This window comes from Clostridium sp. 1001271st1 H5, assembly GCF_005845215.1.
Taxonomy (GTDB): domain Bacteria; phylum Bacillota; class Clostridia; order Lachnospirales; family Lachnospiraceae; genus Enterocloster.
Map to the genome: position 1 here is coordinate 171146 of NZ_SPHO01000001.1, position 20407 is coordinate 191552.

At 47.6% G+C, this 20407-nt stretch carries 21 protein-coding genes; 18 read left to right on the forward strand and 3 right to left on the reverse strand.

The annotated features are described in order from the left end of the window. From FGS84_RS31165 to FGS84_RS00710, 12 genes are all read left to right on the forward strand, one after another. Positions 1-192 (forward strand): hypothetical protein (locus FGS84_RS31165; RefSeq protein ID WP_207671107.1); only part of this gene is annotated, 192 nt, incomplete at its 5' end. Continuing rightward, positions 149-430 carry a hypothetical protein gene (locus FGS84_RS00660; RefSeq protein ID WP_138305823.1) on the forward strand — a complete coding sequence of 94 codons (282 nt, stop codon included), beginning with the start codon at positions 149-151 and terminating at the stop codon, positions 428-430. The genes FGS84_RS31165 and FGS84_RS00660, both read left to right, overlap by 44 nt. Positions 431-438: 8 nt before the next feature. Then, positions 439-819, forward strand: coding sequence for a hypothetical protein (locus FGS84_RS00665; protein ID WP_138305824.1), 381 nt, complete (start codon positions 439-441; stop codon positions 817-819). Positions 820-1410: 591 nt separating this feature from the next. Then, entirely contained in the window at positions 1411-1914 is a 504-nt protein-coding gene (locus FGS84_RS00670; protein ID WP_138305825.1) for a hypothetical protein, read from the forward strand. A 216-nt stretch (positions 1915-2130) separates the two neighbouring features. Beyond that, positions 2131-2379, forward strand: coding sequence for a hypothetical protein (locus tag FGS84_RS00675; RefSeq protein ID WP_138305826.1), 249 nt, complete (start codon positions 2131-2133; stop codon positions 2377-2379). 222 nt (positions 2380-2601) lie between these two features. Beyond that, positions 2602-3102 carry a hypothetical protein gene (locus tag FGS84_RS00680; RefSeq protein ID WP_138305827.1) on the forward strand — a complete coding sequence of 167 codons (501 nt, stop codon included), beginning with the start codon at positions 2602-2604 and terminating at the stop codon, positions 3100-3102. Positions 3103-3330: 228 nt separating this feature from the next. Next, on the forward strand, positions 3331-4242 hold the full coding sequence (locus FGS84_RS00685) for a hypothetical protein (RefSeq protein ID WP_171042512.1): 912 nt from the start codon (positions 3331-3333) through the stop codon (positions 4240-4242). Positions 4243-4573: 331 nt separating this feature from the next. Beyond that, on the forward strand, positions 4574-5845 hold the full coding sequence (locus tag FGS84_RS00690; protein WP_138305829.1) for an alkyl/aryl-sulfatase: 1272 nt from the start codon (positions 4574-4576) through the stop codon (positions 5843-5845). 269 nt (positions 5846-6114) lie between these two features. Continuing rightward, positions 6115-7029 (forward strand): tyrosine-type recombinase/integrase, encoded by a 915-nt coding sequence (locus FGS84_RS00695; RefSeq protein WP_138305830.1) that lies wholly within the window; start codon positions 6115-6117, stop codon positions 7027-7029. Positions 7030-7296: 267 nt separating this feature from the next. Continuing rightward, positions 7297-7542: a hypothetical protein gene (locus FGS84_RS00700; RefSeq protein ID WP_138305831.1), complete on the forward strand. Its 246-nt coding sequence runs from the start codon at positions 7297-7299 to the stop codon at positions 7540-7542. Positions 7543-7554: 12 nt separating this feature from the next. Continuing rightward, positions 7555-8064 carry a hypothetical protein gene (locus tag FGS84_RS00705; RefSeq protein WP_138305832.1) on the forward strand — a complete coding sequence of 170 codons (510 nt, stop codon included), beginning with the start codon at positions 7555-7557 and terminating at the stop codon, positions 8062-8064. A gap of 35 nt (positions 8065-8099) precedes the next feature. Further along, positions 8100-8924 (forward strand): RNA methyltransferase, encoded by an 825-nt coding sequence (locus tag FGS84_RS00710; protein WP_138305833.1) that lies wholly within the window; start codon positions 8100-8102, stop codon positions 8922-8924. A 120-nt stretch (positions 8925-9044) separates the two neighbouring features. On the opposite strand, the gene FGS84_RS00715 is transcribed toward FGS84_RS00710, so the two are convergent. Next, positions 9045-10517, reverse strand: coding sequence for a GntR family transcriptional regulator (locus tag FGS84_RS00715; RefSeq protein ID WP_138305834.1), 1473 nt, complete (start codon positions 10515-10517; stop codon positions 9045-9047). Positions 10518-10751: 234 nt separating this feature from the next. Between FGS84_RS00715 and FGS84_RS00720 the strand changes: the two genes are divergently transcribed. The 4 genes from FGS84_RS00720 (at position 10752) to FGS84_RS00735 (ending at position 14898) form a co-directional block, all read left to right on the forward strand. Continuing rightward, positions 10752-13187 carry a response regulator gene (locus FGS84_RS00720; protein WP_138305835.1) on the forward strand — a complete coding sequence of 812 codons (2436 nt, stop codon included), beginning with the start codon at positions 10752-10754 and terminating at the stop codon, positions 13185-13187. Between the two features lie 217 nt (positions 13188-13404). Further along, positions 13405-13800, forward strand: a complete 396-nt coding sequence (locus FGS84_RS00725) for a MerR family transcriptional regulator (protein WP_138305836.1) — start codon at positions 13405-13407, stop codon at positions 13798-13800. After that, entirely contained in the window at positions 13793-14269 is a 477-nt protein-coding gene (locus FGS84_RS00730; RefSeq protein WP_138305837.1) for a flavodoxin, read from the forward strand. Before FGS84_RS00725 ends, FGS84_RS00730 begins: the two co-directional genes overlap by 8 nt. A 17-nt stretch (positions 14270-14286) precedes the next feature. Then, entirely contained in the window at positions 14287-14898 is a 612-nt protein-coding gene (locus FGS84_RS00735) for an aldo/keto reductase (protein ID WP_243129793.1), read from the forward strand. Between the two features lie 53 nt (positions 14899-14951). Here the strand turns inward: FGS84_RS00735 and FGS84_RS00740 are convergent, their stop codons facing one another. Both FGS84_RS00740 and FGS84_RS00745 read right to left on the reverse strand, forming a co-directional pair. Continuing rightward, positions 14952-15794, reverse strand: coding sequence for a DegV family protein (locus FGS84_RS00740; RefSeq protein WP_138305839.1), 843 nt, complete (start codon positions 15792-15794; stop codon positions 14952-14954). 98 nt (positions 15795-15892) lie between these two features. Then, a complete protein-coding gene (locus FGS84_RS00745; protein WP_171042513.1) occupies positions 15893-17965 on the reverse strand; it encodes a sigma 54-interacting transcriptional regulator in 2073 nt (690 codons plus the stop codon). A 245-nt stretch (positions 17966-18210) separates the two neighbouring features. Between FGS84_RS00745 and speB the strand changes: the two genes are divergently transcribed. After that, positions 18211-19155, forward strand: coding sequence for an agmatinase (gene speB, locus FGS84_RS00750; RefSeq protein ID WP_243129794.1), 945 nt, complete (start codon positions 18211-18213; stop codon positions 19153-19155). A 43-nt stretch (positions 19156-19198) separates the two neighbouring features. Continuing rightward, positions 19199-20395 carry a DUF819 family protein gene (locus FGS84_RS00755; protein ID WP_138305841.1) on the forward strand — a complete coding sequence of 399 codons (1197 nt, stop codon included), beginning with the start codon at positions 19199-19201 and terminating at the stop codon, positions 20393-20395. Positions 20396-20407 lie beyond the last annotated feature (12 nt).

The window sequence follows — 20407 nt, forward strand, 5'->3', positions numbered from 1 at the left end:
GCCACGGCAGTTACCCCCGATGGATACCTGATAGAGGTAGAGGTTGTAGGAGAGCTCGTTAGTGAAGCAATTTTAGAAGGGGCAATAGCTGGAGCTGCGGCTGGTGTTTTGGCAATTGGAAATGGCTATGAGGGGGATTCTGGGACTGATGACTATAAAAACTCCAGAAGGTGGTGGCGGCGTAACAGATAACGTCAAAGTTGGTGATAAAGAGGTTAGTTTCGGGTATGGTGGAAGGCATCTTGAAGGAACTGGTTTATCTGCTAATGAGGTGAATCAGGCTATTGCAAAAGATGTTGTTACAAAAAATCCTGAAACAGGACAATTCTACAAAGGGCAGTTAGATGTTAATGGTGTCACAATTGAATATACATCATATGGAGTAAAGGATGGGTTAATAAATGTTGGTACTTATTATCCCGTTCAGTAGGAGGTCTAATGGCATTAGAAAATAGAGAATTGACAGATTGTGAAAAAAAGTGGATGGAATTAATCCTATCTAAAAATTTTTTGTATAGAGATGAGGTGATTAATCAAATTAATTATGCAAAGGTTATTCGAGAATACACGGACTATTATTTGGCTCTGAAATTTGATATTGAAGAGGGAGTACAACCAGTAAGAATAAGGACTGGAGTTCCTGTTGAGATGAGAGTATATAAAAAAGATTATATACCAGTACAATTCTTTTTGCATATTACTCGTGGATATGTTTCAGAGCTAGAGATATTTAAAGCTGATTCTTCAAATATAAAAGCGGAGTCAAGTTTAGCAGATGGAAAGGTAGAAATTTTATTAAACCCAGAAGTACTGTGTTAGGCGGGTTCGCCCGGCTTTGCCGGGCGATGTCCTCCGGTCGGGTGGCGTCAAGCCACCCGGCCTTTAACCCGCACACTTTTCGACCCTGCGATTTTTCATGATTTCCCGGAAAAGTGAGGCTGTTTCACATCGGGCCTACGAGCCGATATTCCTGGTTCATGGTATATCTTCCGAGTTCGGCCAGAAAATGGCAACACGGGCGGTAACGGCGCGTCACAGGGGCAAGAAAAATCATTAATTAGAAACCTCCCTGCTATGTATGTTATTTTGCCGCAAAAATTTTTATTAGCCGGGATTGCTTCTGAGCCACCCCATAATCCTTTGATTTGTGGTGTTTCAGGCGCCTTGGGTGGCAGAATCTGATTTATTTCAAAACTTGGGTGCCGCCAAGCCACCCAGCAGATTATTTTTCGACCTGTGAAATGAATACCGAAAGTGAGGAACCGGTAAGAAAAACGCAAGGAAAAGGAACAGGATTTGCAACCACATGAACATAATTTTCAGTATAATGAGGATGGATTGCCTAATGGAAAATCAGACGGTCCCTTAAAACCAGGGTACGATAATAAACCGACAAACTAAGGAGGAGTTATGAGTCATTTTATATTTGGTTGTTTTAAATCGGATGTAGTTGTACCCCAAATAGCTGATGAACTTAAAAAAATGGCACAAAAAAAAGAAGTTTTTATTTGGTTTGACAATGAGATAGATTTTTACTCTGAAATATCAAAAATGGCAAAAGAGCAAGGAGGGAAAGGAAAAGTTTTATTTGCATTGACATCCCGGAATCAACCGTGTAATAGTGATGAGCTACTGTTTCCATATGACAAATATACCAATGAACAGTTGTTTGCAGATAAAACAAGAGAGTATTTTTCTCAATGTTGTCAAGAAAATTTGGAAATTTTGTATTGGTGCTTAAAAGAAATGGTTCAAAGACTGCGGCCTAAATTATTTGAAGTGTTCATTACAGAAGGATATGATTGTGATTTTACTAGAAAAAACATAACTTTAGATGAGATGATGCTTGATATCCAGCAACAAGTGTTAACTTCTTTTTCAATAGAATCATGCGTCTATCAAATCGAAGTTTAAAAACCAGGGTAGCTATTGCCCGGCTTTGCCGGGCGATGTCCTGTGGTCGGGTGGCATCAAGCCACCCGACCTTTAACCTGCACACATTTCGACCCTACGATTTTTCTTGATTTTTGAAAAATTGCGGTTCTTTCACATTTGGTCCATGAGTCTTGCCCCTGTGACGCGCCGTAACTGCCCGTGTTGCCCTTTTCCGACCGAACTCGGAGATGTACCATGAACCGGATATATCGCCAGGCGTGTTTATATATGGCGAGGCGTGTGGACAATATGATGGGCAGCATGTTTGCAGGAAGCGGAACATATGTAACCACGGCAGTTACCCCCGATGGATACCTGATAGAGGTAGAGGTTGTAGGAGAGCTCGTTAGTGAAGCAATTTTAGAAGGGGCAATAGCTGGAGCTGCGGCTGGTGTTTTGGCAATTGAAAATGGCTATGAGGGGGTTCGATTTATGAGCAGTTAAATCCTGATGGGACAGTAAAAAGTAGAGTGTTCTATGACGAAAATGGTAATCAGTTTAACAGGCAGGATTTTGACCACACTCATTTTGATAAAAACACACAACAGAATTTGCAACCGCATGAACATGACTATCACTACAATGAAAATGGTTATCGAGATGGTGAAATAGTAAATCCGCTTAAACCAGGGTACAATAACAATCCAACGCAGTAGAGGAGGGACAATGAGTTATTTTTTATTTGGAAAATTTGACTTTATAAAAAACAGTGAAATGATTCAGACGGTAAAATCTTATGGAAACAAGAAGGGGGTATGCTTTCTATTTAATGAGGAAATAACAATATATGATGAAATACATAGAATGTGTAAGGAACAGGGGGTTCAAGGAAATATTACGTTTGCACTTACCTCTTTGAATCAACCCTATAACAGTAGTGACTTGTTGTTTCCATTCGACAAATATTCTCATAATGAGTTGTTTCCGGATAATTCAAAGGAGCATTTTATAACATGTTGCAGAAGAAATATAGAACGCTTATTTGATTGTTTAAAAGCTCTAAGTGAGATATGTTGCCTTGCACAACTGAACATTTTAGTGGTTGAAGGCTATGATGATAATTTTGCAATAAAAACATGCACTTTAAAAGAAATGGAAGATGATTTACTTCTACAAATTGAGAATAATGGGTACATTGATTCATGTATTTATTGTGTAATACGGTAAAACAGTTTGCCATTCGCCCGGCTTTGCCGGGCGATGTCCCACGGCTGAGGTGGCGTAAAGCCACCCAACCTTTAACCAGCACACTTTTCGGCCCTGCGATTTTTCATGATTTTCAGAAAACCAGAACCATTTCACATCGGACCAACGAGCCGATATAATAGCAAGGTATGTTATATGCGGATAAAGGAATGATAAAAAATGCGTTACATAAAAACAATTATATCAATCATGATTATTGCACTTATTCTTACTGCATGCACACAAGAAAATAGCAATGAAGGAATATTAAATGTTAGTGATGAATGGAGTGCCAAACTAATCAATCAGCCTCCCGTCATATTGTTTGATTATGACAAGAACGACAATAAGGATAGGTTTGCATTTGATTATGTTCTGTATGATATGCAGCTTCAAGAACGAAAAAAGGAATACATTTGTACAGTGCCATATAACAAGAGCGGCGGAGGTATATATTTCGGCAAAGACAGAACTCGTATTATGTTTGCAAGCTCAGGCGGGAAAGGGGCTGCAGATGTTGATTTGGTGACAGGAGATGTATCCTTTGTTGAACTGGGAGAAAATATTGACAGCCCAAAGTATGTCAATGAAAATGTTATTAGTTATATCAAAGAAGGTAAAATATATGTATATAAAAAGAATCAGGAAAGACATTTATTAATTGGACAATGCCAACAGCCTGATTATAACCTGGATACATATGATTGGTTTTCTGATGGAAAGAGTATATTGTATGTTTCCAAACAGGAGGATGGGGATTATGCCCTGGCTAAAAAAAATTTGGTAGCAGATACTTCTGAGGTGTTATTAAAACATGAAAAACAAATCTATTTTAAATTATCCAACAGCGAAACGAAGGTAATGTTAAGATGCAATGGAAAACTGTATCTGTATGATATGGAAACAAATACGATTTTAAATATAGAATTACCGGATATATATGAATCACGCATATATTCCATATGCTTTTCGCCAGATGATAAATTTATAGTTTTTTCATGTGTGATTGATGATGGAAGTTATCTAAACAGCTATGAAATTTGGATTGTAGAAATAGATACACTTAATCAAACGATGATTTATAATAAAAAGAAAGCATCGGAGGCTGCGGTGGTGTGGTAATATATTTTATGATATGCTTTAAAGAACGTTTGGCTGGGTATGCCGTTGGATAACGAAGACGAGGCCAAAAGAGAACCGGCTTTGTAAAAACATGAATTGTCCGGAACAGAAAGAAGAAAGGCGGCAGGTTTTCTGGAAGACGCACCGCTCAGTCAGGAAGACAAAGAAAAGAATGCATATAAGAATGCAGAATTGCTGCTGAAATTGTAAAATGTGTAATTGAAATACGTTGTACATTAAAGCCAGCCAGACACCTGTACCCACCTCCAGAAAATTGTGGTAGAATGGAAGGAACACAATGAATGCGTCAGGACAATGGAGGAATAAGAATATGCTCATACAAAATGGAAATCAAATGCTGCAGGACTTTACAGAGAGGAATTACAGGGAAACTATATCCAGGGTGACGGAAGGCGTATGGTATGTATTGGGAATAGGCCACAGTAATGCAATCTTTATAGAGGGGACCACAGGCATCATTTTAATCGATACGCTGGATTCAATGGAACGGGGGAAGCGGCTGCTGGAGATTATTCATGAGAAAACGGGCAAAGAGGTAAAGACGATTCTCTATACCCACGGCCACCCGGACCACAGGGGCGGCGCGGGGGCGTTTCTGGAAGGCGCACCGGAGATAATAGCATTTACCCCTAAAAACGCTGCGCTGGAAAAAACAGGGCTCTTGAAAGATATCCAGAATCTCCGGGGAGCCAGGCAGTTTGGATACACCCTTACGGACAAAGAGGCCCTTTCACAGGGAATTGGACCGCGGGAGGGTATTATCTATGGGGAGCATCATGCTTTTGTTCCGCCAACCACGGTTTACGGGCAGGATAAGGTGGTAAGGGAAATTGACGGGGTGGAGATGGAGATAGTCCGCCTTCCGGGCGAAGCAGAGGACCAAATCATGGTATGGTTCCCCCAAAAGGCAGTGCTGTGCTGCGGTGACAACTATTATGGCTGCTTCCCCAACCTATACGCAATCAGGGGCGGCCAGTACCGCGACCTGGCTGCGTGGATTAACAGCCTTGATGTAATTATGTCCTATCCTGCCCAATATCTCCTGCCAGGACACACGGCAGCCATATCCGGAAATGATACAATCCGTCAAGTGCTGGGAAATTTCAGAGACGCGATTGACTATATTCTCACCAAAACATTGGAGGGTATGAACATGGGCAGGAGCGCGGAAGAACTGGCCTCTGAAATACGGCTGCCGGACAAATATGCAGACCTTCCGTATCTGGCGGAACATTATGGCTGTACGGAATGGACTGTGAGGGAAATTTATTCAGCATATTTAGGCTGGTTTGACGGGAACCCCACCAACCTTCACCCTCTGGCGCCAAAACAGCATTCCCGCAAGATGCTTGATTTAATGGGCGGAAGGACAAAGGTCTGTGAAGCGGCCCGGACAGCTCTTCAGGAACATGAATATCAGTGGTGCCTGGAACTGTGCGATTTGCTGATTACAGATGAAGCAGACAGGGAAGCTCTGCAGTTAAAGGCAGCTGCGCTGGAGAAGATTGCGGAATATGAGACCAGCGCAAATGGACGGCATTATTATATTGCATGTGCGAAGGAACTGAAAAACCTGTGCTGATTGTTTGAACCATTGTTAATGTAGAAGAAAATAAAGGAATAGGCATCGGGTGGCAGAGTCGGGAAGATTCTGCCACCCTTTTACCTGGAACGGGATAGCTGCTGACTCACTGCGGAAATGTCTGTAAGTGCACCAGCCCTCCGTAATCAATAACCCCCCGGTTTTTTGATACATAAATATGCTTTACAATAAGAAAACTAAAAAGGATATTTTGTATTCAATATGACATCAATGGTAACTTGTTAACCGGACTGGAAACGGAGGACTCAATGGAAAAGGAAATGCAGCTGGCTAAATTCGAAACTTATTTGCGCTCTGAGGAAAAATCAGAATCAACCATAAGCAAATATCTCCACGATGTGGGGGAGATGCTTGATTTTATGGGACAGGCAGGTCTGAGCAAGGATTTGCTGATGCAATACCGGGGACATCTCAGCAGCCAATGCAGGGCGTGTACCGTGAACGGGAAACTTTCAGCCGTGAATGCATACCTTAAGTGCATGGGATTGGAGGGGCATAAAGTTAAATTCCTAAAGGTGCAAAAGAGAATCTACATTGATGAAAAGCGGGAGCTGACAGAGCAGGACTACAGACGGCTGCTGGAAACAGCCTTCCGCATGGGGAAGCAGCAGCTTTATTTTCTTATGCTGGTTTTGTACGGGACCGGAATCCGAATCAGCGAACTGCCCTATGTGACGGTGGAGGCCATACATCAGGGCAAGGCGGAAATATATATGAAGGGAAAATACAGGGTAATCATATTTCCAAGGAATCTGGTCAGGCAGCTTAAGGAGTACACAAGGGACGCAGATATAAAAAGCGGGTGTATCTTCAGGACAAAGGGCGGGAGATGTCTGGACAGAAGTAATATATGCCATTCCATGAAGAAAATATGCCAGGAGGCCAGGGTGGAAAAGTCAAAGGTATTTCCCCATAATTTCCGTCATCTGTTTGCAAAAAGCTTTTATGCCATTGAAAAAAATCTGGCGCATCTGGCGGATATCCTGGGACATGCTTCCATTGAGACTACACGGATTTACGTGGCCTCCAGCCTGAAACAATACGAAAAGGTAATGAACCGCATGAGAATTGCCATAGACAAAAAAGGACCACAGAATAATCATTCTGTGGTGTCATACAGACATTTCTGTAAATCAGAAATGCAATCTCCTTGTATTTTATAATAAAAGACAGACCGCGTCAATATACATATATTATTTTTCCTCAAAGCAAACAGACCGGGAAGGAAAAAAACTTCTTGCCGGTTTCTTGGTGTGTCCAAGTACTGGATTTTTCTGTATTTTATCCGTGTAATTCCTTATCGTATCCTGCCTGATACGCCTTGATGTCCGGAAAATACCGCAGAATGATTATTCTGAGGTAGTACAAATGAAACCGCCGGAGTTTTATGCACCGCAGGACTGGTGCTGTTTGAAAAAGGAGAAATAGAGATGGTGAGCTGTTCCCTGTTAGAGTATCTGGCCTTGAAGGCAAAATGTGAATATCTGTCGGATTTAAGATTCATGCGCGTGGATGAAAGGTGGCTGAGGGAATTCATACTGCGAAGCAGGGATGATTTTACCCGGGATGAATGGAAGGAGGCGTGCGTCTATCTGACAGGACAGAAGGTATTGACTGAGGACGAGGCAATCAGAACACTCCTGCAGCACTGGGCAAATAAAACAGATACGATTTGATGGGAGGAGACAGTGGCAAGAATTGAAAAATATATTATCATGGAGGATGATATTCCCCGCGACGGCGGTCCTTACCCTGAATATACATATACGTTTCTGGTTGGCATCCAGTCATTTGACGGCAGGGCTGCCAGGGGATATGTAAAGTCATTCCATGTGGAGGAATTATTGTTTTTTCAGGGACTTGACCAGATGATTTTTATTATGGAGGATATTATGGATGCAGTGGGCGTCCCCATGAGGGGAAGGGCCCCGCGTAGTCTGACCGGGAAACAGTGCCCGGGGAACAGGACTGTCCCGTTCGTGGATTTGCAGGGCAGAATAAAAAAGGATTATGATTTTGCCCGTGAGGAATTAAGGGAATACCCGGTATGTCCCATGGTATCGGTCCGGGTAGCCGGACGTCGGGATGCAGGGATGCAGGGGATATTCCGGACAGGGTTTGGGGATGTAAGATTCCGGAGCGGAGTGGAGCTTATGCGCCTGATGTATGAGCTGTTTGACATTTGCTCCAACAGATAATAGAATATAGGGAAAACGGTAGTCAGGAGATACCAATGCCAAATATAATTGAGATAACGGATTTTGCCGCCCCGGAGCTGGATGTTTACGCCCGGCTTACAGAGGGGCAGCTGTTAAACCGCCACCAACCGGACAAGGGCATTTTCATAGCGGAAAGTCCCAAGGTTATAGAGCGCGCCCTGAACGCGGGGTGTGTCCCTATATCCATGCTGATGGAAAGAAAACATGTGGAGAGCCAGGCCAGGGAAATCATCAGCCGATGCGGTGATATTCCGGTGTATACGGCGGAATTTGACGTGCTGACACAGCTCACCGGATTTCATCTTACGCGGGGCATGCTGTGCGCAATGTACCGTCCGCCGCTGCGCAGGACAGAAGAAATCTGTGCAGGCGCGCGGCGGATTGCAGTGCTGGAAAATGTCATGAATCCCACCAATGTGGGCGCCATCTTCCGTTCGGCCGCTGCCCTGAACATGGATGGAGTCCTGCTGACATCAGCCTGCAGCAATCCGCTGTACCGCCGCGCCATCCGGGTGAGCATGGGGACTGTATTCCAGATACCCTGGACCTTTCTGGACAGCGGGTTATGCTGGCCTCAGGAGGGAATCGGGCGTTTGCATGAGCTGGGATTTAAAACTGCGGCAATGGCTTTAAAGGATGATTCGGTCACCATTGATGATGCGGGATTGATGTCGGAGGAAAAGCTGGCCATTATCCTGGGCACGGAAGGGGACGGGCTGGCGGCAGGGACCATTGCCGACTGCGATTACACGGTCCGCATTCCCATGGCCCATGGAGTGGATTCCCTGAATGTGGCGGCTGCAAGCGCGGTTGCTTTTTGGCAGCTGGGCCGCAGGTAAATAATGATTACATAGCAAAGGTGCAGGAACCCTGCCATGATTCGTGTTGACCCGGAAGACGGCCAGACGGGCAAGGCGGACGTGGAAGTGTGGAAGGTTCCGGTGGAGTGAGCTGCAATACTATGTGTCCTCATCAGAAATCAATAGCCGGATAGAGGGATTCAGCCTCAAATCCTCAGGCTGGAGTCCCTGGTTTAAAAGATATTGTTCCGCTGCCGGAAACTGCTGTGTAACCAGGATTTTTATGGCCTGGCAGCAGCCGGCAATATCATCTCCCTTCAGACCCTGAATCATTGTGTCAGTGAAGCGGAGGATTGCCTCATCTAAAGCCGGATTGCCATCGTGGGATGCTTTCAGCGGATAACCCCACAGGAACAGACTGTAGATACGGCCGTAAATTTCACGTATCCCCTTTAACGGGCTGCATTTTGTGACGAAGAGCAGGCAGCGCCAAAGGGATAGTTCCTGACGGCCATGGGCCAGGTCCTGTTCCAGCTGGCTGGTAAGTCTGCTTTTTTCCTCCCGTGAGGCAGAGGACAGGCAGTGCTGCATTACGGTTTCACAGGAATAAACCAGCAGCTCAAAGGACTGGAAGAAGAAGGCCAGATTGCGGCGGACCACAGGGCTTGTAAAGTCAGGGGAATCACAGTGCGCGCCGATTCCAAAGACCATGGTCCCCTTTCCGTTGATGGAACGGACTGCCCCCAGCTGGTTGAGAACCTTGACGGTGCGGCGTATGGTGCTGACCGAGACGCCGTAGGCTGCAGCCATATTCTCATAAGAAGGCAGGAATTCTGCCACCCGGTAGCAGCCCATATAGATTTCATGAAGAAGCCAGGCTGCCAGGCTGTAGCATACCTGAGGCCGTTCGCGGTATATCCGCCACACAAAAGGGATGTGTTCCACGTTCTCTGCTGGTGGAATCCGCTGGGTCAGGAGGTCCACAGCCCTGCCGATGGAATCCTGACGGAATATTTGGAGCTGCCGGGCCAGCTGGTTCCATTCCTTATTTTCAGCAAGGAGGACACAGTGCTCTATCTCATCATGCAGCAGGGCCACATCGTTTAAATCCTTTCCGTCATCGTGCTTTAAGAATAGCAGGCCCCAGTATATGGACGCCTCCCAGTAAAGGTTCATGACCAGGGGATTGTCGATTTTTTGAAGGACAAAACAGAAAAAATGGAGTACATCATCCGTACATGACCCCTCTGCCAGGCGGGCAAGGCAGGCCAGGTCCCTTTCATCGGCCCGGTAAAAGCTCTCCGTGAGCAGGGGATGCATAATCAGGCCCACTGATTGAAACAGGTCCTGGAAGCTGTGAATCCTGCAGGAAAAATAGCGCAGGATGCACTGGTTTGAGGTTTCCTGGTCCTGTTGGAATATAACCTTTGTGGAACGGCCGTTGTGCATGTCGATATATCCTTCCGAACGCAGGCGCTTCAGGGCCATCTTTACTGTCTGGGCAGACACGCAGAGTTCGCGGCACAGGGTGTCAATGGAGGGGAGACAGTCCCCGCATTTATAATAACGGAATTGAATCCGGGTAAGAAAATATTCGTAGACAAGATTTGAATACTGCTGTTCACTTTGCAAATTTCATGCTCCTCTGTATATATAGTTTATCTTTGTCATTTTAACATTTTCCCAACTGTTTTGCCATAAGCGATTGTGTTTTTTTCAAATTTGGATTATAATTATGAATCAAACAGAACTATATGAACAAGGATAGGCGTAAGGCGGCACAACCTATTAGTCGTGACTGCAATTGACTTTCAGGTATTGGCCCATTTATTTTCCGTATAATTGCAGTTAGGAGGAAGTGAACATATGACGGACCAAAGGCATGACAAAATCCATGGGGACAATACCGCAGGTATTACGCCGGCTGAATATGAGTATAATACGCTGATGCGTTTATTGGGGGTCAGTGTGAGCAAGCATCTGCTGGATGAGCATTTTACCCTGATTTGGGCCAATGAGTTTTATTATCAGCTGATTGGATGGCCCAAGGATGAATACGAGGCAGTCTATCACAACCGGCCGGACCTGTATTATCAGTCAGACCCGGATGAGTGGAAAAAACTTTCAGAAACTGTTCTGAAGGCATTGGAGGAGGGCAGGGACGGATACAGGCTGCTTTCACGCATCCGCAGGAAAAACGGAGACTATGTCTGGGTACAGTTTTCGACCCAGTTTGCAGAGGAATATATAGACGGTTATCAGGTGGCCTACTCCACGCTTACCAATGTGGACGACCTTATGAAGATGCGGAAAGAGCAGTCGGTTACATATGAGAGTCTGCCTGGGTTTGTGGCAAAGTATCGGATTGAGTATGTTAAGAGTGAGATGGAGCTGACCCTGCTGTCTGCCAACGACCGTTTTCTGGAGTATTTTGGAAATGCAGATGAACAGGGAGGAACTCCTCTTTATAAGGCCAATATCCGGGATAACCTGGAAATCATCAATGGGCAGAAATCCAGGATACTGGCCGGCGGGCCGCTGCATTTTACCATGCATGTCAACGGACGGAACGGACAGACCTTATGGCTCCAGGTCAACGCCACCTGTGTTGACTGGCAGGAGGGGAGGCCGGTATATCTGGTGATTTTCATTGATGTGACGGATGTGACGGAACTAAGGGAGATGCAGAGGAAACTGACCGCCCAGACCGAGGCCCTGAAGGATGCATTGTCCGTGGCGGAACAGGCTAACAGGGCCAAATCCGACTTCCTTTCGCGTATGTCCCACGAAATACGCACGCCCATGAATGCCATTATCGGCATGACCACCATTGCGGCTGCATACATTGAGGACCGCAAGCGGGTGGGGGACTGCCTGGAGAAGATTGGATATTCCTCCAAGCATTTGATGACGCTTATCAATGATGTGCTGGATATGTCTAAAATTGACGCCGGTAAAATGAAGATTGCCCATGAGGCCTTTAACCTGGAAACCACGGTGGAGTCCATAACATCCATCATATATCCCCAGGCAGCGGAAAAGGGGCTGGCATTTAAGGTGCCTCTGATAAACCTGACCAATACGGTTCTCATAGGAGATGGACTGAGGCTGAATCAGGTACTGATTAATCTGTTGTCCAACTCTCTTAAATTTACGCCGGAGGGAGGCACCATCCGGCTGGAAATACGGCAGATGTGGAGGAAGGCAGGAAAGACCCGCATAAGCTTTACAGTCAGTGACACCGGTCGTGGTATGAGCGAGACATTTTTAAGCCATTTATTTGAACCATTTGAACAGGAGCATGTGCCTGACGGCCAGTCATATGGCGGTACCGGGCTGGGGATGCCCATTACCAAGAATCTGGTCACATTGATGGGCGGAACCATTTCTGTGAAAAGTAAACTGGGGCAGGGAAGCACATTTACCATTGAACTTGATTTTGAATTGCAGGCTGAGGATGCAGATACCCAGGAACAGAAGCCCCATGCCATACAGGCATTGAAGGTACTGGTGGCCGATGATGACAGGGACAGCTGCATCCACGCCTCCCTTCTTCTGCAAAATCTGGGGATTCAGTCGGACTGGGTGCAGACCGGATGGGAATGTGTGGAGAAAGTGCGTGCCATGTACCGGGAAGGCGAGGGCTACGATGTCTGCCTGGTGGACTGGAGGATGCCGGATATGGATGGCATAGAAGCCACCCGGCGTATGAGGGAGATTGTGGGGCCGGATACGCTTATTATCATTGTTACCGCCTATGACTGGGGGGCTATTGAGAAAACAGCGAGGGCAGCGGGCGCCAATGCGTTCCTGGCAAAACCTATTTTTGCATCCACTCTTTATAATGCGCTGCTGTCTGCCACCGGAATTGAAAAAGCGGTGCGGCGGACGGGCTCCCATGAGAGTTTTCACCGGCCCGAACTGGCCGGACATCACGTGCTTTTGGTGGAAGACAATGATATTAACCGGGAAATTGCAATGGAATTCCTGAATATGACGGAGGTTACAGCGGACTATGCAAGGGACGGAAGGGAAGCAGTGGAAAAATTCCTGACAAAGGGCGATTCCTATGACCTGATTCTGATGGATGTCCAGATGCCTGTGATGGACGGATACCAGGCTACCCAGGCTATCCGGCAGTCCGGTCATCCAAAGGCGGCTTCCATCCCTATTATAGCCATGACAGCCGATGCTTTCCATGAGGACGTGGTGCGGGCGGCTGAGTCCGGGATGGACGGACATCTGGCAAAGCCCATAGACCCGGATTTGCTATATCAGACCCTGGCGGATAAGTTCATCTGAGAAAGGCCCCGGGATGGAAACGCGGGAAGTTGGGCGGAGTTGGGCCGGTTGGGCCCATAAAAGAGAAATACGGAAAACGAATGGCCGGGTACTCATTATAAGCATTTTACAATGAAAATATGTGAGGATATAATATAGGTACAGGAGCTTAAATGCTGCTGTGCCTATTTTTTAAACGGCCGGACCCGGTGTGCGGGACGTGGAAAGGGGGGACGATATGACAGGCGAAGAAGTCAGCCGCCAGTATCATATTCCGGTAAAAATATTGCAGGAATATGCACAATGGGGGCTGTGCGGCGCTGTAAGGATTGCCATGGAGGACTGGCAGTACGACTGGGAGTACGGCGACAGTGACCTGGAGCGCCTGGGGATGATTATGGCGCTGCACGACATGGGATTTTCGCCGGAGGATGTGGAAACCTATATGAAGCTGCTGATTGCCGGGGATTCTACCAAACAGCAGAGAATGCAGATGCTCAATGTGCTGCGGAGCAAAACCCTGGATGAGATTCATCTGCGGGAACGCCAGCTGGAGCGAATGGATTATCTCAGAAATGAAATCAGGAACCGGATGACAAACGAATATGAATCAGGAGGACAACACGATGAGTAAAACATTAGTAGCGTATTTTTCCGCCAGCGGCGTCACAGCCAGGCTGGCAGAGACATTGGCCCAGGTAACGGGTGGTGATTTGCACGAAATACTGCCCGCAGAGCCCTATTCATCCGCTGACCTGGACTGGACAAATAAGAAGAGCCGCAGCAGCGTGGAGATGAAGGACCCGTCCTGCCGGCCGGCCATCGGCAATCAGGTGGAGGATATGGAGCAGTATGACACGGTCTTTGTGGGCTTTCCCATCTGGTGGTACGTAGCTCCTGCCATTATCAACACATTCCTGGAAAGCTATGACTTCTCAGGAAAGACAGTGGTTCCCTTTGCAACTTCCGGCGGCAGCGGCATGGGTGACACGGAGCGGATATTAAAGGGCTGCTGTTCCCGGGATACCCGCTGGAAACCGGGCAGACGGTTCGGCAGTGTGAAGGCCGCCGACCTTAAAGCATGGGTGGATGGCCTTGGATGATAGGAGGAAGTACAGAGATGGCATATTTACCTGACTGGGATTATCCGGCCGTGCAGTCCGGACGATGCTATGAGGTGGCCAGAAAACACGGAAAACCGGTGGTAATCATGGAGCCTGTAAAAGGCGGTATGCTGGCCAACCCGCCGGAGTCTGTCCTGAACATTTTGAAGGAGGCGGAGCCGGAGCGGTCGGCTGCGTCCTGGGCCATCCGTTTTGCAGCCGGTCTGGAAGGCGTTATTACCGTGCTCTCCGGCATGAGCAGCCTGGAGCAGATGGAGGATAATCTTTCCAGCATGAAGGATTTTAAGGGCCTGACCCCGCAGGAGCAGAAAACACTGGATGCTGCACAGAGGGAGATTAACCGGATACCTCTGATTCCATGCACTGCCTGCAATTACTGCGCAAAGGTATGTCCCAATAACATTGGCATATCCGGTTCATTTACAGCCATGAATTATCTGACCCTTTATAAGGATAAGGCGGCAGCCGCCCACCAGGAGGACTGGCTGGTGGGAGGGCATGGAAAAAAGAAAGCCGCAGAATGTATCAAGTGCGGCAAGTGTGAACAGGTCTGCCCCCAGCATATTGCCATTCGGGAAGAACTGGCAAGGACAGCGCAGGCACTGTAACTGTTTGGGGGACAGCTGTTTCCGGGCAGGCATTTCCCGCAGGTACATGGCTGCTACAGACGGAGCACGCCGATTCCCACCAGACCGGGGCCGGTGTGCACAGCCAGGGAAGCTGTGATGGCTTTTTCCATAATCAGGCGTCCTTCCGGTATGCCGGCAATCAGCCGGGGCTTCAGTTCATGGGCCGCTTCCTGCCCCTGGCCGTTCAGCAAAGCGGTCAGGCAGGGACGGCCGCCAGCAAAGGAACTGGCCTCGGCCAGCAGTCTGGAGAGTCCCTGCTTTGCGCCGCGTATCTTCGCCGCAGTGTAATATACCCCGTCGTCATTGCAGGAGATGATGGGCTTAATGTTCAGAATGCTGCCTACCACAGAGGTAACCAGACCAATCCGTCCGCCTTTGCGCAGATAGGTCAGCGTATCCATGTAATAAAACACCTTGGAATCCTTGACTTTTTCCGGAAGTATTTCTTTCAGTTCTTCAAAGCTTTTTCCCTCTTCCAACTGCATCCCGGCCCATACAGCCAGGATACCGGCCCCGAAGGATATGCTTCTGGTGTCCAGCACAAAGGAAGTCAGGTCCTTTTCATCCCCCAGAACACTGCCGACCGTATTATATGTACCGCTTAAGCCGCTGGAAATACAGAATGCCAGCACATGGGTATAACCCCCTGCCTTGATTTCTTCAACCATATCTTTCACATCCTGGGGACTGGGTGTTGAAGTGGCGGGAATTTCTCCCGGAAAACGCTGATAAATGGTCTCGGGCAGGATGTCCACCCCGTCAATATAATCCCTTTCCGGATAAATGATATGAAGGGGCATCACCTTCATGTGGAATCTCTGGACTATCTCATGGGATACGTCGCAGCCAGAATCAATTAAAATCGCAGTTTTCATACAACACCTCCATATGTAGTATTCGATACTATATATAAAAGTATCTCATAACACAATGCCTGTGTCAACATGAAATTTGCCTGCTGCCGGAACTATTATTAAAATTTCAGTCCGTATTTCTGCAATTTCCGCACAGCCGTTGCCTGGCTTATTCCCAGTAATTTTCCAAGGCTGTAAGTGGAATCGCACTGCTGCATGGAACTGCAAAGCAGCCTCTTTTCAAACAGGTCCAGGATGGCAGGCAGTTCCTGCTGTCCTATCAGGGAACTGTAATCGTCAGCAGGAAAAGCATTTCCAGGTGCGAATTCCGGCAGCAGCAGCAAATCCTTTTCTGTAATCCGGATTCCGTCTGAGAGAATGCAGAGCTTTTCCAGGATGTTTTTCAGTTCCCGTATGTTTCCGTTCCAGGTATGGCGTTTAAGGCGTTCAATGGCCTCAGGGCTGATGGCTGTCTGTGTTCCCGCTGATTTGTTTATGCTGCACAGCACATTTTGGACCAGGAAAGGGATATCGTCCCGGCGTTCCCTCAATGGGGGGATGGTGACCGACATTACGTTCAGCCGGTAATACAGGTCCTCCCGGAACCTGCCTTCCCTGACCAGCTCGGGAAGATTTCTGCTGGTGGCTGCGATGAGCCTGAAATCACTGCTGACGGACCGGCTGCTGCCCATGGGAGTGTAATTCTTGTCATCAATGGCGTGAAGCAGCTTTCCCTGGAGATGGTATGGGAACTCGTCGATTTCGTCTAAGAACAGGGTGCTCTTATCCGCCAGGGCAAACAGGCCTGTCCGGCCGGACTCTCTGCTGTCTGCCGGGCCCTTTTCGCAGCCAAAGAGCTCTGCTTCTATCAAATCGCCGGAAACAGCGCCGCAATTAAGCCGGACCAGATTGTGATTGCGTCTGCTGCTTATCTCATGGATAAGCGTTGCTATCACATCCTTGCCAACGCCGGTCTCTCCGAACAGCAGGACATGGGCATCGGTCTGCGATATCCGTGTCACCTGCCGGATGACCTTGCACATGCTCTCGGACTCGGCAACAATCTTATTGGACTTTAAGGTCAGGTCCGTCAGCTTGTGGGTGATGTTGGTGCAATTCTGCCGGCTTAAATTGTCGGCCGAGATTCTGACATCCATCATGTCGGCTATCTCCCTGGAGTTGATAACAACCCTGCGCACATCGCCGTTTTTGTCAAATATGGGGCTTGCAATGACCAGGATTTTCTGGCCGATTTTTGTTGTCTGGATATCCCGGAGCCGGTGCTTCATCTGAATGACCTTTTCGCTGAGGTCCGAGGAGATGAAGCCGTTGGCCTTCATCTGGGCGGATGTCCGTCCCAGCATGTCCTCTCGTTTCAGCCCGTAGATGCGCTCGCAGGCTTTGTTTACGAATACGCACAGCCCTGTGCTGTCCGTGACGTAAATCTCGTCGTAGGAATGATTGGCTATTTCCAGCAGCTCCCTGTATTTGGCTTTTACCTCGGCCAGTGATTTCTTGCTTGCGTACAGGTCCGACATGTTAAAAAGGAACAAGGCAATTTTAACAGGCTCCCCCTCCTCAAAATAGGGGTAAGCTTGAATTTCCAGGCTGATGTCATCATAGGAAGCATGGTAGGTCTGCTTGAGGTTGGAGTAATTGAATTTGGGAATCATGTCATCAATGGTGCCCATGCTGGCGATGCCTGTTTTACAGAGGATTCTTTTCGCAGCCGTATTCAGACTCATGACATTGCCATGGATATCAGAAAGAATAAAACCAAAATTAAGGTCGGCAAAAAATGATTTGCTGACTTTTTTTCTGTATGTCTCGTCGGATTGGATGTGGTTCACAAGCAGGGCTGTTTTATTGGCAATGCCGATGCAGCAGCCGTCGTCAGAGGTCACAATGATGGTCCTGCCTGCAATCAATTCCGGGTTTATGAAGCTGCAGTTTTGAGGGAGGGTCACATAATCGCTGTCACTTATGGATTCCAGCACATGGTCAAACTGCAGGCCAAAGGCAATCTCCTTATAAAGCTTGCCTGTATGGATGATTCCGCAGGGCTTTTTCCTGGCATCGCACAAAATGATGTGGCTGGCGTTCACATCGTTTTGCAGCAGGTAGTGGAGCAAATCCCGTATACTCTGGTTAAATTGAAAGATTGGAACAATGTCAATATATTTTGTATCCATACGCGTCACCTTTTGTTGTTTTGCTGAGATTTTTGGCATGTTTCCCGGATTCCGTCCAAAGTGGTTCCTTTGTGGTATTCCATTCCCAGTATACCATAGAATCCGGAAAATCAATTCAGGATAATGATTCATAATTGAATCGTTTTTACCGTTGACTGGTTCTGGGCATACGGCTAATATAGAGGACAAAGCTGAGGGGCCCTGATGCAAAGTGATACAATTATGTTTCTTATGGAGGTATTGATATGAATGACAATCGTTTGAATCTGCCCATGACAGGCATCTGTTCTTTTATGAAAAAGGAGGTTTGTGCTGATTTGGACCAGCTGGATGCGGATGTGGCAGTTCTGGGGGTGCCCTATGATATGGGAATCCAGTACCGTTCAGGTACCAACCAGGGGCCTGAATGCATCAGGGCAGGTTCAAAATTAACGGCATTTACCAATGATGACGGCGTATATGACCCTGACAGGGACGAAATGTTCCTGGACAGCCGCTGGAGGATTGTGGACTGCGGCGACGCTGATATTGTCCACGGTGATTTGGAACAAAGTTTCCGCAATATTGAAGGCTCTGTCCGGAAGATTGTGGCAAGGGGAGCCATGCCCGTGGTGATGGGAGGAGACCACTCCATCACAATTCCGGTGGTCAGGGCATTGGACAGCCTTGGTCCGGTCTGTGTGGTTCAGATTGATGCACATCTGGATTGGTGCGATGAACGGGCGGGACAGAGACTGGGGCAGGGAAGCCCCATGCGCAGGATTTCTGAGATGAAACATGTAAACGGAATGGCCCAGGTGGGAATCCGGGGCCTTGGAAGCAGCATGAAGTCCGATTTTGAGGATGCCCGGGCATACGGCAGCGTGATTATCCCGGCCCGGGATGTAAAAAAGAAGGGAATCCAGTACGCTCTCAGCCAGATACCGGAAGCGGACCGGTACTATATTACATATGACATCGATGGTACGGACCCTTCCCTGGTAACAGGCACAGGCACGCCGTCTGCGGGCGGACTGGACTATTATGAAATCAATGACCTGCTGTACGGAATTACCAAAAAAGGAGAGGTAGTGGGCTTTGACCTGGTAGAGGTGGCTCCTCAGTATGACCTGTCCGGGTATACGGGCATTTTTGCCGCCAGGATGATGATTGAATTTATGGGATATATTTTAAAATCAAAAGAGAGATAAAGAACCGGCAGACCTTTAATTGTTATGAAAGCAGAGGAATCGTATGGATGGAGTCTTAATTAATGATACACTGTTAATCTTTGCAATTATTATCGGAGTCACGGCATTTGGTATGTACGCTGAGAGAAGGTGGCGGTGGGCCGGTATTTTGTCCGGCATGGGCGTCAGTATTTTCACGGCCGTGGCCCTGGTTACCTGTCATGTGCTGCCCACTGCGTCCGGCGCATATGACGTTGTGTTTGATTATATCATGCCTCTTGCCATTCCCATGGTGCTTCTTGAGGCAAATATAAAACGAATCATCAGGGAAAGCGGGCATGCCTTTATTCTGATGAATGTCGCCTGTCTGGGCGCAGTGGTCGGCGGCATTGCAGTGGGATTTTTGTTCAGGAATAATTCCTATTTTGCAAAGGACATTGCCGGATATGTAGCCATGGAGGTGGGCGTGTGTACCGGAGGTACGGTAAACCAGGCTGCAATGGCCAAAACCTTTCATGTAAGCCAAAATGTGGTGGGAGCTGCCGCGGTTGGAAGCAATCTGGTGGCGGTAACCTTCCTGGTGGTTATTGGAATGGTACCTAATCTGAAGTTTTTCAAGAAGAATTTCAGGCATCCCTATATGGACGAGCTTGAAATCCAGGGTGCGGATTCCGGCAGGACGGCTGAGACTGAGGCAGCCAAAGAGGGAGCTGGATACACGGTGCTGGGACTGGCAAAACTGCTGGCGTTCTCCTTCGGGGTATTGGGAGTATCAACCCTGGTCTGCAGCTTCATGGATTCCCTGGGACTTCCCACTGTATTTGACATGCTGTTCAGCAATATTTACCTGGTTACCTCCGTGCTCACCCTTGTGGTTGTCACCGCATTTCCAAAGTTTGCGGAGTCCATGCGGTTTGGGCAGGAAATCGGTTCCTTCATGCTTCTGCTGTTCATGACCGTAATGGGCACAGGGGCCAGCATCATTGAGATTATCCAGATTGCCCCTATGATTGTTGTGGCGGAAATCATCATTATTTTCTTTATCATGACCATCACCCTGGGTATCACCAAAATCTTTAAGATGAATCTGGAGGAAGCGCTGATTTCCATAAACTCAAGCTATGGCGGACCGGCCACGGCCTGCGCCTATGTGGGCAGCAAAGGGTGGCAGCGGCTTATGATACCGGCTGTGCTGATTGGTGTGTACGGATATATTATCGGCAACGCGCTCGGCATACTGGCCGGAAACATTTTCCTGTGATATGAGGTGACA

Coding starts and splice junctions, on each gene's coding strand:
- FGS84_RS00690 (WP_138305829.1), top strand. CDS start 4,574: ATGCTCATACAAAATGGAAATCAAATGCTGCAGGACTTTACAGAGAGG.
- FGS84_RS00670 (WP_138305825.1), top strand. CDS start 1,411: ATGAGTCATTTTATATTTGGTTGTTTTAAATCGGATGTAGTTGTACCC.
- FGS84_RS00695 (WP_138305830.1), top strand. CDS start 6,115: ATGGAAAAGGAAATGCAGCTGGCTAAATTCGAAACTTATTTGCGCTCT.
- FGS84_RS00710 (WP_138305833.1), top strand. CDS start 8,100: ATGCCAAATATAATTGAGATAACGGATTTTGCCGCCCCGGAGCTGGAT.
- FGS84_RS00725 (WP_138305836.1), top strand. CDS start 13,405: ATGACAGGCGAAGAAGTCAGCCGCCAGTATCATATTCCGGTAAAAATA.
- FGS84_RS00700 (WP_138305831.1), top strand. CDS start 7,297: ATGGTGAGCTGTTCCCTGTTAGAGTATCTGGCCTTGAAGGCAAAATGT.
- FGS84_RS00720 (WP_138305835.1), top strand. CDS start 10,752: ATGACGGACCAAAGGCATGACAAAATCCATGGGGACAATACCGCAGGT.
- FGS84_RS00685 (WP_171042512.1), top strand. CDS start 3,331: ATGATTATTGCACTTATTCTTACTGCATGCACACAAGAAAATAGCAAT.
- FGS84_RS00730 (WP_138305837.1), top strand. CDS start 13,793: ATGAGTAAAACATTAGTAGCGTATTTTTCCGCCAGCGGCGTCACAGCC.
- speB (WP_243129794.1), top strand. CDS start 18,211: ATGAATGACAATCGTTTGAATCTGCCCATGACAGGCATCTGTTCTTTT.
- FGS84_RS00755 (WP_138305841.1), top strand. CDS start 19,199: ATGGATGGAGTCTTAATTAATGATACACTGTTAATCTTTGCAATTATT.
- FGS84_RS00665 (WP_138305824.1), top strand. CDS start 439: ATGGCATTAGAAAATAGAGAATTGACAGATTGTGAAAAAAAGTGGATG.
- FGS84_RS00680 (WP_138305827.1), top strand. CDS start 2,602: ATGAGTTATTTTTTATTTGGAAAATTTGACTTTATAAAAAACAGTGAA.
- FGS84_RS00745 (WP_171042513.1), bottom strand. CDS start 17,965: ATGGATACAAAATATATTGACATTGTTCCAATCTTTCAATTTAACCAG.
- FGS84_RS00675 (WP_138305826.1), top strand. CDS start 2,131: ATGAACCGGATATATCGCCAGGCGTGTTTATATATGGCGAGGCGTGTG.
- FGS84_RS00735 (WP_243129793.1), top strand. CDS start 14,287: ATGGCATATTTACCTGACTGGGATTATCCGGCCGTGCAGTCCGGACGA.
- FGS84_RS00740 (WP_138305839.1), bottom strand. CDS start 15,794: ATGAAAACTGCGATTTTAATTGATTCTGGCTGCGACGTATCCCATGAG.
- FGS84_RS00660 (WP_138305823.1), top strand. CDS start 149: ATGACTATAAAAACTCCAGAAGGTGGTGGCGGCGTAACAGATAACGTC.